This window comes from Massilia cavernae (assembly GCF_003590855.1).
Taxonomy (GTDB): domain Bacteria; phylum Pseudomonadota; class Gammaproteobacteria; order Burkholderiales; family Burkholderiaceae_D; genus Telluria_A; species Telluria_A cavernae.
The window spans coordinates 1-16,138 of record NZ_QYUP01000107.1 but is presented as its reverse complement, the minus strand read 5'-3'; the positions used below and the strand labels follow the sequence as shown (position 1 = coordinate 16,138).

Sequence of the window (16,138 nt, the reverse complement as noted above, 5' to 3'; positions counted from 1 at the left end):
TCAAGTTTCCTTCTCAAGGATGGCACTGAGCGAATGCCGGACGGCCTGGAACTCGAGCTCCATGCCGGTGAGGATGCACGTCGCGCCTTTGGTGGTGTCGGTGCGTCCCAGGGTTTCCATCTCCTTGCACATCTGGGCGAGCGTTTCGGCGCCGACGTTGGCGCTACTCGACTTCAGGCTGTGTGCGGTCTTGCGCAGCTTGCTGGCGTCATGCGCGGCGATTGCGCGGCCCAGCGCCTGCAGGTGGCGCGGGGTGTCGTCGACAAAGGCGGTGACGACCTTCTGGACCAGGGCGTCGCCGCGGTCTTCGCTCAGCGCGCGGATGTTTTCCAGCGCGTGGCGGTTGATGACGTCGCGTTCAACCGGAACCGGACCTGCGGCCGGCGCGCCGGCTTCCAGCGGCTGGAAAGGCTGGTCCTCGTGATGCACGGTGGCGGGAATCGGCAGCACCACCCAGCGTCCGATCACCGCGCCCAGCTGCTGCTGCGTGAACGGTTTGCTGAGATAGTCGTCCATGCCGGCGGCGAGGCAGGATTCGCGGTCGCCCTGCAGCGCGTTGGCGGTGATGGCGATGACCGGCAGCTTGCGCGTGCGGCCGTTCTGGTGCTCGTGGCGGCGGATCTCGGCGGTGGCCGCGAAGCCGTCCATCATCGGCATCTGGCAGTCCATCAGCACGATGTCGTATTCGCCGCTGCGCGCGGCCTGAGCGGCTTCCTCGCCGTTGGATACCCAGTGCACGTCCAGGCCCAGGCTGTCGAGCATGGCGGTGGCCACTTCGACGTTGACCGGATTGTCTTCCGCCAGCAGCACCTTGCGCAGGTGCGCGCGCTGGCCCGGCTGCGGCATCGACGGCGGCGGCGGTGCGACGATGCCGCCGGCGGAGGTCAGCGGTGCGCGCTGGCGCGTCGACAGGCATTCGAACAGGTCGCCCGCGCGCACCGGGCGGATCATCTGGTAGGCCACGCCGGCTTCGCGCCGCTGGACCGGGTCGGCAGCCTGGTGGTCGGTGGAAATCAGCAGGATGCGGGTCAAGCGCGTGGCCGGGTCGGCCTTGATGCTGGCCGCCAGCGCCAGGCCGCTGGTGCGCTGCAGGTTCATGTCGAGCACCGCCACCTCGTACGGGGTGCCGTTGCGGGCGGCCTCGGTGAGGTGGTCGACGGCTTCCTGCGCGGAGCGCGCGATGCTTGTCCGCACCTGCCAGGATGTGAGCTGCTGCTCGAGTTCTGCGCAGCTGGCCGCTTGTTCGTCGACGATCAACACGCGTAATCCTTCGATGGTGTACAGCGCGATGCCGGGTTCGTCCGGGTCCACCCGGCGCTTGTCGAACGGTACGGTGAACCAGAAAATCGAGCCTTGTGCCAGGGCATTGTCGACACCAATTCTGCCGCCCATTAACTCGACCAGCTGCTTGGATATCGCCAGGCCGAGCCCGGTGCCGCCGTACTGGCGGGTGGTGGAGCTGTCGGCCTGCGAGAAGGCTTCGAAAATGCGGGTGCGCGCCTCGCGCGAGACGCCGATGCCGGTGTCGTGCACCTCGAAGCGCAGTGTGACCGACTGCGGCTCCTCCGCCACGATCTGTACCCTGGCCAGGATGTTGCCGCGGTCGGTGAACTTGAGGGCGTTGCCGAGCAGGTTGGCCATGATCTGGCGCAGCCGGTTGGGATCGCCGCAGATGGCGATCGGGATGTCGTTGGCGATGGCGAAGTCGAGCGCGATGCCCTTGGCCTGGGCCTGCGGCGTGTAGACGGTGTTGATGTCGTCCAGCATGTCCCACAGGTTGAAGTTGATGTACTCGACGCTCAGCTTGCCGGCCTCGATCTTGGAAAAGTCGAGGATGTCGTTGATGATCACCAGCAGGTGCTCGCCGGAACGCTTGACCAGCTTGGTGAAGTTGCGCTGGGTTTCATTCAGCGCGGTGCCGAGCAGCATCTCCGTCATGCCCAGCACACCATTCATCGGGGTGCGGATTTCATGGCTCATGGTAGCCAGGAAGGCGCTCTTGGCGCGGCTGGCGGCCTCGGCGGCGTTCTTGGCCTTCTCCAGCTGCTCGGTGCGCACGCTGACCTGGCGCTCCAGCTCGTCGCGGTGGTTGGTCAGCGCCGTGCCGCGGCCCTCGATCTGGGCCAGCATGTTGTTGATGCTGTCGATCAGGGTGCCCAGTTCGTCGGTGCGTTCGTGCTGGATGCGCAGGCTGTAATTCTGGCTGGCGGACACTTTCTGCGCCGCATTGATCAGCTTGGCGACGGGATCGGCGATGCTGCCCTTGAAGCGGTTGGCCAGCAGCAGCGCCACCGCCAGCGAGCATCCCATCGCCACCGCGATCACGGACAGGCTCTTCAGCACGTCGGCCCACATGTTGGTGAGGTCGGCCTCGATCATCACGATGCCCACCTGCTGGTTGGCGGCGGGAATCGAACGGTACAGGCGCATGCGGGTGGACCAGAAGGTGCTGCCTTGCGCGTTGGCGGCCGCCAGCGCGTGCTCGTCGTTGTCGATCTCCTCAACTAGTTCGTCTTCCTGTTCCAGCTGGTCGGCCGGTAGGTAGCGCGCGAACGGCTTGCCGTGGCGGTCGTACAGGATGGCGTCGGAAATTTCCACTTTGGCCTTCAGGGCCGACAGGGTCGCCTGGGCCTGCTTGCGGTTCTTGAACAGGAGGGCGTCGACACTGTTGGCGCCGATGACGCCCGCAAACGAGGACAGTTGCATGCCCTCGTCCTTGCGGTGATTCAGCACCGAGGTGACGGCGAATGCGATGAACACGAACAGCAAGGCGGTGCCCGTCGACATCAGCGAAATGATGGTCAGCTTGTGGTTCAGGCTCGATCGCTCGAAGTTCAGCATGGATGACCTTGCGTCGGCACGTCGGAAAGCGCGGATCGGTTAATACTTTCGCTACGATAAATCTTGCAATTCCATCAGGAAAAAGATAACGGTAAAGATTCATACAAGCGTTGAGCGGGCGCAAACGAGGCGGGAGCGGGCCGTACAAGGGCGAAAAAAAAGGACATCCGAAGATGTCCTTGTTCTCGTGCCACGCCCGCTAACAGCAGCCGCCGCTTCGGGCGCTTCCGTAGCGCGCCTCCTGCCGCTCGCGGAAAAACTCCTCGTAGCTCATCATGGGCTGGCCCGGGTGGGTCGTTTCCATGTGGGTCACGTAGGTGTCGTATTCGGGCAAGCCGACCATCAGGCGCATGCTCTGCCCGAGGTATCGGCCTGCCTGTGCCAGCTTGTCGAACACGGCCTGTCCTTACGCCACCGTCGGCGCGAACGGGGTTTCGTTGGCGCTTGGATGCGTTTGCCTCCAGGCCACCATCGCGGTGCGCACGCCGAACACCAGCACCGACAGCACAACCACCATGAAGAACATCGACAGGCCGGCATCGATATAGTCGTTGAACACGATGCGTTCCATCTGTTCCATGCTCTTGGCCGGTGCCAGCACGATGCCCTGGTCGATTGCCGTCTGGAATTTTTCAGCGTGCGCCATGAAGCCAACCTTCACGTTTTCGCTGAAGATCTTCTGCCAGCCGGCTACCAGGGTGCAGATCAGCAGCCAAACCGTCGGCACCAGCGTCACCCAGGCGAACTTCGCGCGCTTCATCTTGAACAGCACGCAAGTGGCGAGGATCAGCGCGATGCCGGCCAGCATCTGGTTGGCGATGCCGAACAGCGGCCACAAGGTGTTGATGCCGCCCAGCGGATCGACCACGCCCTGGTACAGGAAGTAACCCCAGGCCGCAACGCACAGGCCGGTAGCGGTCAGGTTGGCCACCAGCGAATCGGTGCGCTTGAACGAAGGTACGAAGGCGCCCATCAGGTCTTGCAGCATGAAGCGGCCGGCGCGGGTGCCCGCATCGACGGCGGTCAGGATGAACAGCGCTTCGAACAGGATCGCGAAGTGGTACCAGAAGGCCATCATCGCCTTGCCGCCGATAACTTCCGACAGGATGTTCGCCATGCCGACCGCGAGGGTAGGCGCGCCACCGGCGCGCGAGATGATGCTCGACTCGCCGACATCCTTGGCGGTCTGGGTCAGCATTTCCGGAGTGACGTAGAAGCCCCACTGCGAAATAGCCGCCGCTGCCGATTCGGCGGTGGTGCCGATGATCGCCGCCGGGCTGTTCATGGCGAAATAGATGCCTGGTTCGATGGTCGATGCCGCCACCAGGGCCATGATCGCCACGAAGGATTCCATCAGCATCGCGCCATAGCCGATGAAGCGGGCGTGCTGCTCATTTTCAATCATCTTCGGCGTGGTGCCGGAAGAAATCAGCGCGTGGAAGCCGGACACGGCGCCGCAGGCGATGGTGATGAACAGGAACGGGAACATGTTGCCCGACCACACTGGGCCACTACCATCGATAAACTGGGTAATCGAAGGCATCTTCATTTGCGGCGCGACGAGCAGGATACCGATGGCCAGGCCGACGATGGTGCCGATCTTCAGGAAGGTGGACAGGTAGTCGCGCGGCGCCAGCAGCAGCCACACGGGAATGACGGAGGCGACGAAGCCGTAGCCGATCAGCATCCAGGTCAACTGGGTGCCGGTGAAGTCGAACAGCGGCGCCAGGGCTGGGGTTTCCTGCACCCACTGGCCGCCGAAGATGGCGAGCATCAGCAGTACGAAGCCGATCAGCGACACTTCGCCCACGCGGCCGACGCGCCAGTAGCGCGAATACAGGCCCATGAACAGTGCGATAGGAATGGTGGCGATGACGGTGAAGCTGCCCCATGGCGAATGGGTCAGCGCCTTCACCACGATCAGCGCGAGCACCGCCAGGATGATGACCATAATCATGAAGGTGCCAAGCAGGGCGATCAGGCCGGGAATCTGGCCAAGTTCAGACTTGATCAGGTCGCCGAGCGAGCGGCCGTCGCGGCGCATCGAGATGAACAGGATGATGAAATCCTGCACCGCGCCGGCGAACACGACGCCTGCGAGGATCCACAGCATGCCTGGCAGGTAGCCCATCTGGGCGGCGAGCACCGGGCCGACCAGCGGGCCGGCGCCGGCGATGGCCGCGAAGTGGTGGCCGAACAGCACGTTCTTGTTGGTCGGTACGTAGTCCAGGCCGTCGTTGTTGCGGTAGGCCGGGGTCTGGCGCTTGCCGTCCAGAGCGAGTACTTCCTTCGCGATGAACAGGCTGTAGAAGCGATAGGCGATCAGATAGACGCAGACCGCGGCGGCAATTATCCAGATTGCGTTGATCGATTCACCGCGCTTGAGTGCGATGAACGCGAGCGAACCAGCGCCCACGACCGATAGCGCAGCCCAACCGAGCTGGCTGATAAGACGTTTCATGTGTGACTCCTCCAAGGATTGTCGGGCACCGCTTGGGCGCCGGTCGAGCGGCCGGCTTGAATTGGTGCAGCGTGCCCGGAAGTATTGGAGAACGCACCACTATGGACAAGCGCACAACTACGCAAGGTGGCTACGTACTTCTACGTACACAAGAATGGAGGAAGGCACGTAGAATCCTGTATAGACATACAAAGATAGGCACGCGGAATGAAATTACGGCAGAAGGTCATATTCCTTGCGATCACCCCGCTGATACTGGCGCTGTGCGCGATCGCGCTGTTCGTGCGCCACCAGGCTGTGTCGCTGGCGCAGGAACAGCGCGCGACTATCCAGCAGGCCTACCTGGCGACCAAGGAAGCGGAGCTGAAACATTACGTGAGCCTGGCCTCGCGTTCCATCGCGCACCTTTATGATTCAGGGCGCACCGACATGGCCACGCAGGACGAAGCCAAGCGCATTCTCGCCAGCCTGAGCTTTGGCGACGACGGTTATTTCTTCGTCTACGACATGAAGGGCAGGAACCTGATGCACCCGCGCCAGCCGGAACTGGTGGGGCGCGACCTGTGGGAGCTGCGCGACGCCTCCGGCGTGCCGACCATCCAGCGCCTGATCCACCGGGCGCAGGCGGGCGGCGGGTTCCAGGTGTACACCTGGGTCAAGCCGTCCACCCACCAGGACGGGCTCAAGCTCGGTTACGTGATCCCGATGGAAAAGTGGGGCTGGATGATGGGCACCGGCATCTACCTGGACGACGTCGACGCGGCGCTGGCCAAGGTGGATGCGCAACAGTCGCAGAGCATCCGCAGTACGATGACGTGGATCGCGGTGATGGCGATCGTCAGCGCGCTGGCCGTGGCGGTGGGCGGGCTGGTGCTGAACATCAGCGAACTGCGGGTGGCCGACGCCAAGCTCAAGGCGCTGGCGCAGCGCGTGGTGGAATCGCAGGAGCAGGAGCGGGCGCGGCTGTCGCGCGACCTGCATGACGGCATCAGCCAGTGGCTGGTGTCGATCAAGCTGCAGATCGAGGCCGGCATCATCCGGCTTGCGGGCAATGCGGAACAGCAGCAGAAGGCGCGCGCCGGCCTGGAGCATACGGCGGACCAGCTGAAGGACGTGCTGGGCGAGGTGCGGCGGATTTCGCACGATTTGCGGCCGGCCATCCTCGACGACCTTGGGCTGGCGGCCGCGCTCGACCACCTGGCGCAGGAGTTCAGCGAGCATTGCGGCATGCCTGTCGATTTTTCGGCGGAGGGCAGCATGGACGGCCTGCCTGACGTTGCGAATACCGTACTGTTCCGCATCGCGCAGGAATCGCTGACCAATATCGAACGGCATGCGCATGCGCACAAGGTCGACATGGCGCTGGAACGGAAGGGCACGACGATCACCCTGACCGTGCGCGACGACGGCGGCGGCTTCGATCCGCAGCGCGTGGCGCTGCATCCCAAGCGCGGCATCGGGCTGCGCAACATGATGGAAAGGATGGAAGCCATCGGCGGACGGCTGGACATCGATTCCTCGGAAACCGGCACATCGGTGCGGGCGACAATTGACACGAACAGGTGGGCGACATGACGACGGAAGCAATCAGGATCATGCTGGTGGACGACCATCCGCTGGTGCGCGACGGACTGCGCGCACGGTTGGAGTCGGTGCCGAATTTCAGCGTAGTGGCGGAGGCCGGCGGCGCCGACGAGGCGCTGCACCAGGCCGGCGCCGGCGACGTCGACCTGGTCCTCATGGACATCAACATGCGCGGCACCAACGGCATCGAGGCGACCGCGCGGCTGTGCGCGGCGTATCCGAAAATTGCGGTGCTGATCCTGTCGATGCACGACAAGCTGGAATACGTGACGCAGGCGATGCAGGCGGGCGCGCGCGGTTATGTGCTGAAGGATGCGCCGGGCAAGGACATCGTGCTGGCGATCGAGACAGTGATGTCGGGCGGGATCTACTACAGCGCCGCGCTGGCGAAGCAACTGGCGCATCCGATGGTGCAGGACAACCAGCTGACGGTGCGCGAGCAGGAAGTGCTGCAGCACATTGCCAACGGCCAGTCGAACAAGCAGATCGCGCGCGAGCTGGACCTGTCGGTGCGCACGGTGGAAACGCACCGGCTGAACATCAAACGCAAACTGAACATCGAAGGGCAGGCGGAACTGATCAAATTCGCGGTGCAGCACGCGAGTTTTCAGATGGGACGCTGAGGCGGGGCGCGCGGCACGAACCAGCTCCTGCCCATGTGGCAATGATTTCTGTATAATGCTGGCCTGCAGGAAGCGTGGCCGAGTGGTTGAAGGCACCAGTCTTGAAAACTGGCGACGGGTTAAACTGTTCGTGAGTTCGAATCTCACCGCTTCCGCCAATAAAAACAAGCACTCACGGGTGTATCTCTGGTCTGCCAGCGTGGCACCAGCAAATGTTGCAGTAAGCCGAAGGTAAGCACCAAAGCCAACGCCACGTATGGCGAAGTAAAACAAGGGACTAACCACAGCATGGCAGAGCACTTTCACTATCCTCCCGAGGTGTTCAATCTGCTGGTGGATACGATCCCGCTCCTCTGCCGGAGCAAGCAAGACGTTGTTCTGTTCCTTCAGGGTGCTGGGGTCGCCCAAGACGATCTCGCAGAAGTCTCCCGCACCGTCCGGACCGACCGCAGCGCCATCAACAAATACGAGATCGTACGTAACGTGCTCACGAAAGTGAATGCGCGGGGCGATAGTGGGCTTCGCCCGCGCCGCGAGATCATCAAGCGCGTCACCGAATTCGATAACTTCGACACCTGCTGGGACAGCGACCGACTCAAGGCCAAGGGACTTGTCTCTGAGTTAAGCAAGACGGTCAACGTAAAAGATTCCTTCACGCGCATGAAGCAAGAGCGCGACGCCGAGCGAGAGCAGGTGCTTGCACGTCAGCGTGACGAGCAGGCAGCGGCAGCCGCGAAGCGCGCCAGAATCGAAGGTGTGAGCAAGCGGCTCTTCTCCTTGTTCGCGATGGACGACAAGCCCCAGGCGCGGGGAAAGCTGCTTGAAGTCGTGCTGAACGATCTGTTCAAGGCATATGGCATCCACATCCGCGAAGACTTTCGCCGTAAAGACCCCGACTCGGGCACAGTCCTAGAGCAAATTGATGGGGTGATCGAGCTCGATGGAGCCATTCATCTGGTCGAAATGAAGTGGCTCAACGCCCCAGTAGGCATGGGTGAATTCTCACCCCATCTCAGCCGCCTGTTCATGCGGGCGAACGCACACGGTATCTTCATTGCGACGAACGGCTACACGGAGTCCGTGGTTACCGAATGCAAGAACGCACTGAACCTCAAGACGATCTTCCTGTGCTCGTTGCAGGAGTTCGTGATGCTGCTTCAACGGCAAGGTGATCTGGTTGCGCTGCTTAAAAAGAAGTCACAAGCAGCCATCGTTGATAAAAATCCATTCTTTGAGATTTTGGCGTGACTCCGGTCCCCAATCTGCGCTGGTACTCAACTGTCAGTGAGCAACGACATATGCCAGTCAGATGCCCTCATGCCTCGACCCGCTCCTGCCCACGTTACTATCAGAGCCTGTCGCAGACAGTTAGCAGGCTAGACCGAATAATTCAGGGTTACTCGTTCCTTGCTTGTCGTAGGGATACAGAATTATGAGCGAAACGAAACGAAACGTGTCGAGCGAGTGCTTAGGTTTGATTTGAATGCGATGCGGGAGCGAGCATGCGTTGGCGTGCGCCGTGCCGCCGCTTTTCTCGGTTTATCAGAGCGCCTCTTGGAGGGGGAATTTCCTAGCTCGCTGACACTCGGTCGAAGCATCAAACGGCAGTTCCTTCCCGATCCCTTCCCCGATGAGCATGTCCCCGAACTGCGCGAGAACTGGAGAGCTTGGATCATCGGAAATGCCCTGCGGGAGCTAGATCAGTTTCTCAGCCTCTATTTGGATGTGGCGTATGACATGGTACAGCAGGCGAAATTGGTATCTGGCGAGAATCCGGCGCATCATCAGTGGAAGCGGATTGATAGGCAGACCAATGTCGCGGACAAACACAAGCTTGTTCTCGAAGTGGCGAAGAGATTTATACACCCGCACATTGGGGATCAAGACTGCCTCGTCTCGCTGAGCATGGCAAGGAATTGCCTGTCCCACGACTTGGGCATTGTGACGCAGAAGCGCGCTACTAATGGTGAACTTGCGGTGCGCTGGCTTGCCATACGCACGCTGATTGAGCAAGGCGACAAGGCAATAGATCTGGACGCGGTAGAGTTTCCTATTGAGCTTGACCCCAATGGCCCGGAAGGAAGGGTGCTTGCAAAAATTGAGATCGTGGAGAGGAAGTTTGCTCTCGGCGACCACATCAGGTTCACTCCCGACGATCTGCTCGGAATATGTTTGTTCTATCAAATCGTGATTGACCGAGTGACGCAAGCAGTTCAGGAATACGCGCAAGAATGCGGTGTCATTTTCAAGCAGGCGGAGCCATCTTCTGCAGGGGAACTGAAGAGGGGGCCGCCCCTGAGCCTTCCCCTCATATTTCGTACGTCTCGAGCATGGACCCGAGCTCGTTCAACGCTTCGGCGATTTGACGTCGCGTTAAGAGTGCCGAGCTGTGATATTGCAGCCAGTGGCGCGCTAGCGACAGGATGGATAGGGTGGCAGCCGCTTTCTTGCGACTGCCATAGTGAACAGCGAACCCGTTGCGGCGTACGGCCAAGCCGATCAGCCACAGCGCGAACGCAAGCAGCGATGCGATGAGCAACAAGATGGTGAGTCGATGTGGCTTGCGTGTTTGGCTGCTGCTGAGCCCCATTCCCCATTGGGAGCTTTTGAGGTCGCGGAACGTCTGCTCGATCTGCATGCGGCCCTGGTACAAATTACTAACCTTCTAGAAAGTAAAGCAATTAGCCGGCATACTGGCACTCGGGTTGCCTGAAGAACGATTTGACCAGTGCTGGCAATTTCTGAAGGCGCCGTAGCGCGCCGATAGCGAGCTTTTTCATGTCGTCCTTGGATTGCACGAATTGCTTGCTGACTTGGCGCTTCACGTGAGCCCATACTTGCTCGTCCGGATTCAGGTGTGGCGAGTACGGCGGCAGGTAGAACAACTTGAGATTGCCCTTGAGGCTGTCGACATAGTCCTTGATCAGCTTGGCTTTATGAATCGAATGCCCATCGACAACGACAAAGACCGGCTTGGTTGCACCGATCATCAGGCGCTTGAGGAATTCTTTGAATACCGGGGCGTTCACGGGACCTTCATGAATCATGAATTGAATATCGCCACGTGGGCTCACGGCAGAAATCATGTTGAAGGAAAAGCGACGCCCGGTCACGGCGACCACGGGCGTTTCACCAATCGGTGCCCAAGTCGTGCCAGTGTGGTAGTCGGATCGAATACCAGCCTCGTCGGCGAAATAGATCGTGGCGCCAGCAGCCTGCGCTTCCGCTTTGATGGCCGGATAGGTTTCGCTTTCCCACTGTTTGACCAGCACGGGATCTTGCTGCCACGCTTGATAAAGCGGCTTCTGAGTCGAGAAGCCGAGCAACTTCATGACGCGCCTAACGGATTCGAGCGACAAGGATTTGCCGAACTCGCGGTTGATCAATTCGCGCAACAGCGACAAGGTCCACAGGCCAAATTCAAACTTGAACTGTTGGGGAGTATTGTCCTTTACCGCCTGCGCGATCCAGCGCATTTCTTCGGCACTGACCTTCGGCGGACGACCTGGGATCGGTTTGGCCAGAAGGGCATTCTGACCACCCTCGGCGAACTTCGCGAGCCAGCGGAATATTGCGTATTCCGGTCAACGTGACCGCTGATTCCGGTCTATCGTGACCGCTGCGCATTCGATGATGTTACGCGTTCAAATTGTAAGGGCTGCGGTCACGATAGGTCGATATTTTTCTCCTTTTTAGTGTTTTTAGGTCGCTGGGCACGCAGCGAGTCCCCGGTCAGCGTGAAGCGATGGTTGCGCTGCATGACGCGGTCCAAGATGGCGTCGGCGATGGTGGCGTCGCCGATCCAGGCATGCCAGTGTTCGACCGGCAGCTGACTGGTGATGATCGTCGCTTTGCTGCCGGCCCGGTCGTCAATGATCTCGAGCAGATCGGAACGCGTCATGCTGTCGATCGAGCCCATTGCCCAGTCGTCCAGCACAAGGACATCAGGCTTGGCCAGTTGGAGCAGCCATTTGCCGAAGGCACCGCTGCCGTGCCGGATGCGCAGTTCTTCCTGCAAGCGGGGTACACGCTGGTAGAACGCGCTGTAGCCACGTCGGCAGGCGTACTGCGCCAGCGCGCAGGCCAGCCACGACTTGCCGGCGCCGGTGGGGCCGGTGATCAGGACACTGTGACCAGCGCTGACCCACTCGCCCAGGGCAAGGCTCATCACCTCGCGGCGGTCGATGCCGCGCCCTGATCTTGCATCGATATCTTCAATTGCAGCTTGCCCGTACTTGAGGTGCGCGTTCTTCAGCAGCCGCACCAGCTTGCGGTCGTTGCGTGCGTGGACCTCGCGGTCGATCAACAACGCCACGCGTTCTTCGAAGCTCAACGCGGCCATGCCAGGTTGTGCCAGTTGTTCTTCCAGGCCGGCCGCCAGGCCGTCCAGTTTCAGTGAGCGCAGTTGCGCCAAGGTTGTGTGCATCATCATCTCGTCATTCCTCATTGGTAGTAGCCAGGTCCGCGGACATGGACATGGTCGGGGCTAACCCAATCGCCAGCGGTGGTCGGCGCGCTCTGGTCGCGGTTGTTGGTAAGGATGTCGCGTACGTGGCGGTACTGGCAGGCGCCGATCTGCAGGGCCAGCATGCACGCCGCCTCAAGCCGTACCTTGCCGTAGCGCTTAGCCAGCGACAGCAGGCCAAGGCAGGCGCGGTAGCCATGCTCCGGATGCTTGTTCTCGGCCATCAGCCGCGTCACCGCCTCGGCCGTCGCCGGGCCGATGCTTTTCCCCCAGTGGATCAGCCGCGTCGGCGTCCACTCCATGTGAGCGCGATGCGCGGCAGGCATGTGCGTGGTCGTCGTGGTGAAGCCGCCTTGGCGGCTGTTGCGGGCATGGCTGGCGACGCGCTGTCCCCTATGCATCAGCTCCACCACTGCGGTCGTGATACGTGCCTCGAGCACCTGCCCGACCAGCGAGTGCGGTACGCTGTAGCGGTGGCGCTCGACCTCGACGTGGTAGTCGATGTGCACCTTGACCGTCTTGAAGTGCGCCATCTCGTAACGCTGTAGCGGCAGCGGTAGCAAGGCTGGTGCATCGATCTCGGCGAAGGTGCTGGCGCGGCTGCCTGGCAGTTTCTGGAACAGCTTTTCGTTGAGCCGTGTGAGCAACGGCGCCATAGCCTGATTGACCTCGTGCACGCTGTCGAACTGCTGGTGACGCAGGCGCGCCATGATCCAGCGCTCGACGATCTGCACCGCCGATTCGGCCTTGGCCTTGTCTTGCGGGTGGCGCGGACGGGCCGGCAGGATTGAAGTGCCGTAGTGGCGCGCGAAGTCGAGCACCGTGTCGTTGCTGCGCGGTTCGTAGCGGTTGGCGTCGGTGATCATCGCCTTTGGATTGTCCGGCACGATCAGCTGCGGTTATCAGCAGGACCGAATAATGTGAAGGAGTCCCAATCTTGCCTTGCCTGACCGGCGTTGACGGCGATTCTCCTTCACATTATTTTTGAGAGTGCAATCCTTGGAAGACGATCAACTGTCCAAGGGGACACATCATGTCGGATCATCAATCGAGTCACGCGAAACTGCTGGCGCAATTCGCGGAACACCTGGCGAAAGAAAGATATAGCTCAGTTCACGTGGAGCGCTACCTTGCAGTCGCCGGCAAGTTCCTTCGTTATTTGAAGAAGCGAGCCATCCTTGTCGAATCCGCGCAACCGTTGCACGTAACGATGTACGTGAAATGTGAATTGAAGCGCTTCGGTCGCAACCATGGCCATGCGCCAATAACCTTTGATAGTTGGCGCTCCTCGCACACCAGCGGCATCAACCATTTTCTACGATTCGTCAGAGGGACGTGGCCGCCCAGTGATTTGGCGACTTGTACAAGTGACGCTTTCGCGCAAATTCTGACGGAATTTGCGCGATGGCTCCGTGAAGTGCGCGGGCTGGCAGCAGAAACGACCGGCGACCTTTTCGCCGAAGGGAAGCGATTCCTGACTTGGTATGCGGAGCGCACACACACCGATAGTCTGTCTGAAATGACCGTCGACGACATCGATGACTACCTTCGAGTCCGAGCCCCTTCATTACGACGCGTTACGCGCAAGGGCGTCTCGCAGCGCTTGCGCTGCTTCATGCGCTTTGCGCATGCCACGGGCAGAACCACCCGCAATTTCGCGTCTTGCGTACTTGCTCCGACAATCTATGCCGACGAGGGAATTCCCTCGGTGTTGCGTCCAGACGAAATAAGCACTGTCCTGAATACGACCGGCAAGGATCGTTCATCGAAAGGACTGCGCGACTATGCCATCTTGACGATTCTGTCGGCGTACGGACTGCGCGCAGGAGAAGTCACGCATCTTCGGTTGGACGATATCGATTGGCGTACCGACACGGTCTTGGTGCGCCATACCAAGACCAATGCCCAAACGGTCTTGCCGCTGTTGCCTGCCGTAGGAGAGGCGCTGCTTGCATATTTGCGAGCGCGCCCAAAAACGGATACCCGTGAAATATTCATCCGCGCCTGGGCTCCCTACCAAGGCTTTAGCAGCGGATCCAGTCTTTATTCGGTGATCCGCGACCGGCTAGAAGAGGCCGGTGTGCAGCCGGCCGGCAAACGGGGGCCGCATACGTTCCGACACGCACGCGCCATTAGTCTGCTTCGTGCCGCAGTGTCGCCGAAGATTATTGGCGACCTGTTGGGACATCGATCATCGCTCTCAACAAGAGCATACCTCAAGCTCGCCACTGCAGATTTACGTGCCGTGGCCTTGGAAATACCCGGATGGGAGAATCGTTCATGAGAACCTGGCCAGGCACAGATGATGACAGCATCAATCGTCATTTACAGCAACTACAAGTGCGCCGCCCTCGCACTATCATTGTTTACCGATGCATTCTCGTCGGCTTTCAGCGCTTCGTCATCAAGCACAAATGTGAATCCCCGGTAAGGCAACTGACAATAGAAGCATGGCTGCATGATCGTGCAACGCAATGGCCGATGCATCTTGTGCTCCATCGAACACGCATCGTCGACCGGTTCCTTGATTTCCTCGCGAACGAGGGGACGATTCCAGCCAACCCTCTGTTTCAACTTAGAGTCCGCTACGGCCAGCGAACGTCAATGCCGGTTGTTCGGGCGCTGCTGGCGCCCAAGCCCGAAGAGGCGCTCGAAATGCTACGTCCACAGCCGCATTTCGCAAGTTTCCTTGGTGATCTCATGCGCCATCACATTGAACTCATGCAAGCGCTCGGCGAGCGCTATGACACGCAAGCGGCGCGCTTTCTGCGCTTTGATCGGTTCCTTCAAGGGCGATTGGATTTGACAGGGCAGCCACTGGCGATCTTGTTGCGGCAATGGGCAATCGCGAACCCCACACTCGAACATGCATGGGAATGCGATGAACTCGGGCGCAATCTCGCCAAAGCTTGGCGTCGTGTCGATCCGACCATTGTCATGCCCAGTCCGGATCGGCGTCTGAAATGTCAGGTCGAACGGCAGCGGCGGCAGCCGTACATCTACACCCCGGAAGAAATCCGACATCTGCTGGATGTCGCCCTCCAGTTTCCGTCCCCGCGCGCGACGCTCCGCCCACTCACGCTATACACGATGCTTGTTCTTGCCTATTGCGCTGGACTCCGGGTCAGTGAAATCGTGCACCTAGATCTGGGTGACGTCAATCTGAAAGACGGCGAGATCGCCATTCGCGACACCAAGTTCTTCAAATCGAGAACGCTGCCACTGACCCACAGCGCTCTTGCCGCACTTGGCGAATACCTTGACGCGAGGCGGATGGCTGGGGCACCACAGCATGGCTCGTCCGGACTGTTCTGGCACGAACAACATGCGGGACGCTACTCACATGTGATGACCGAGAAGCTGCTGGTTCGCGTGCTGCGTTTCGCCGGCATGAAGCCTGAAACGGGACGCGTAGGACCGCGTATCCACGATCTTCGGCACGCCTTCGTCGTCAACCGAATGCTCACATGGTACCGCGAAGGAATCAATCCTCAAACGCGGCTGCCTTACCTCGCCACCTATCTGGGTCACAAGGACATCAACTCGACGCTGGTTTACCTGACGATCACGCAAGAACTGCTGCAGCAGGCGAGTGGGCGGTTCCGTGCTTTCGGAGCGCACAACCTGCATGCAGATGAAGGAGAACGGTGATGAGACCGATCGATCCATTACCAGGATTGCTGCGCGCCTTCTTTTACGAACGACTGGTCGAGCAACGTAATGTCTCCGTCAATACGGTTCGATCCTACCGCGACACGTGGCGGTTGTTTCTGCGTCATACCGCCGCCTGTCACAAACGGACCGTGGCGCAGCTCATCCTGGCTGAACTTACCGCCGACGACGTGACTGCCTTTCTGAAACATAGCGAGCAAGAACGCCATGTCTCGATCGGCACACGCAACTGCCGGCTCGCTGCGTTGCGCAGCTTCTTCTCTTTCGTGGCGGAGCGAGAGCCGCCTGCTGCCGCGCAGTGTGCCGATGTGCTGCGCATCCCGACAAAGAAGGCTCCCATACCCGCCCCATGCTATCTCGAATCGAATGAGGTGGCGGCAATTCTGGCCCAGCCTGATCGAACGTGCATCGAGGGGCAGCGTGACCATGCCCTGCTGTCCTTCCTGTATAACACTGGCGCGCGCATTCAGGAGGCGCTTGATGTTTGTCCAG

General features: G+C 60.4%; 12 protein-coding genes, 1 tRNA gene and 2 pseudogenes. 7 read left to right on the top strand and 8 right to left on the bottom strand.

Annotation, left to right across the window (positions count from 1 at the left end; translation table 11 throughout):
• The 3 genes from D3872_RS10830 to D3872_RS10820 form a co-directional block, all read right to left on the bottom strand.
• Window positions 1-2,841, bottom strand: coding sequence for a hybrid sensor histidine kinase/response regulator (locus D3872_RS10830; protein ID WP_119810775.1), 2,841 nt, complete (start codon window positions 2,839-2,841; stop codon window positions 1-3).
• Between the two features lie 199 nt (window positions 2,842-3,040).
• A complete protein-coding gene (locus tag D3872_RS10825) occupies window positions 3,041-3,238 on the bottom strand; it encodes a YbdD/YjiX family protein (protein WP_119810774.1) in 198 nt (65 codons plus the stop codon).
• A gap of 9 nt (window positions 3,239-3,247) precedes the next feature.
• Window positions 3,248-5,302 (bottom strand): carbon starvation CstA family protein, encoded by a 2,055-nt coding sequence (locus D3872_RS10820; RefSeq protein ID WP_119810773.1) that lies wholly within the window; start codon window positions 5,300-5,302, stop codon window positions 3,248-3,250.
• A gap of 207 nt (window positions 5,303-5,509) precedes the next feature.
• On the opposite strand from D3872_RS10820, the gene D3872_RS10815 reads away from it, so the two are divergent.
• The 4 genes from D3872_RS10815 (at window position 5,510) to D3872_RS10800 (ending at window position 8,757) form a co-directional block, all read left to right on the top strand.
• Window positions 5,510-6,877 carry a cache domain-containing protein gene (locus tag D3872_RS10815; protein ID WP_119810772.1) on the top strand — a complete coding sequence of 456 codons (1,368 nt, stop codon included), beginning with the start codon at window positions 5,510-5,512 and terminating at the stop codon, window positions 6,875-6,877.
• Entirely contained in the window at window positions 6,874-7,509 is a 636-nt protein-coding gene (locus D3872_RS10810) for a response regulator transcription factor (RefSeq protein WP_119810800.1), read from the top strand. Before D3872_RS10815 ends, D3872_RS10810 begins: the two co-directional genes overlap by 4 nt.
• A gap of 68 nt (window positions 7,510-7,577) precedes the next feature.
• A tRNA-Ser gene (locus D3872_RS10805) sits at window positions 7,578-7,667 on the top strand.
• 130 nt (window positions 7,668-7,797) lie between these two features.
• Window positions 7,798-8,757, top strand: a complete 960-nt coding sequence (locus D3872_RS10800; RefSeq protein WP_119810771.1) for a PDDEXK family nuclease — start codon at window positions 7,798-7,800, stop codon at window positions 8,755-8,757.
• A gap of 447 nt (window positions 8,758-9,204) precedes the next feature.
• Here D3872_RS10800 and D3872_RS10795 read toward each other — a convergent pair whose 3' ends face one another.
• The 5 genes and pseudogenes from D3872_RS10795 to D3872_RS10775 all read right to left on the bottom strand — a co-directional run.
• Window positions 9,205-9,738, bottom strand: coding sequence for a hypothetical protein (locus D3872_RS10795; RefSeq protein WP_119810770.1), 534 nt, complete (start codon window positions 9,736-9,738; stop codon window positions 9,205-9,207).
• A gap of 79 nt (window positions 9,739-9,817) precedes the next feature.
• Window positions 9,818-10,162: a hypothetical protein gene (locus D3872_RS10790; RefSeq protein WP_119810769.1), complete on the bottom strand. Its 345-nt coding sequence runs from the start codon at window positions 10,160-10,162 to the stop codon at window positions 9,818-9,820.
• A 28-nt stretch (window positions 10,163-10,190) separates the two neighbouring features.
• Window positions 10,191-11,084, bottom strand: a pseudogene (locus D3872_RS10785) (IS630 family transposase); the annotation flags it as partial.
• 89 nt (window positions 11,085-11,173) lie between these two features.
• Entirely contained in the window at window positions 11,174-11,941 is a 768-nt protein-coding gene (gene istB / locus D3872_RS10780; protein WP_119810768.1) for an IS21-like element helper ATPase IstB, read from the bottom strand.
• An 11-nt stretch (window positions 11,942-11,952) separates the two neighbouring features.
• Window positions 11,953-12,873: pseudogene (locus D3872_RS10775) on the bottom strand (Mu transposase domain-containing protein); the annotation flags it as partial.
• Window positions 12,874-13,007: 134 nt separating this feature from the next.
• Between D3872_RS10775 and D3872_RS10770 the strand changes: the two are divergent.
• From D3872_RS10770 to D3872_RS10760, 3 genes are all read left to right on the top strand, one after another.
• Entirely contained in the window at window positions 13,008-14,258 is a 1,251-nt protein-coding gene (locus D3872_RS10770; RefSeq protein ID WP_182915769.1) for a site-specific integrase, read from the top strand.
• Window positions 14,255-15,625 carry a tyrosine-type recombinase/integrase gene (locus D3872_RS10765; RefSeq protein WP_229459271.1) on the top strand — a complete coding sequence of 457 codons (1,371 nt, stop codon included), beginning with the start codon at window positions 14,255-14,257 and terminating at the stop codon, window positions 15,623-15,625. The genes D3872_RS10770 and D3872_RS10765 overlap by 4 nt, the downstream gene beginning before the upstream one ends.
• Window positions 15,625-16,138 (top strand): tyrosine-type recombinase/integrase (locus D3872_RS10760; RefSeq protein WP_182915768.1); only part of this gene is annotated, 514 nt, incomplete at its 3' end. The genes D3872_RS10765 and D3872_RS10760, both read left to right, overlap by 1 nt.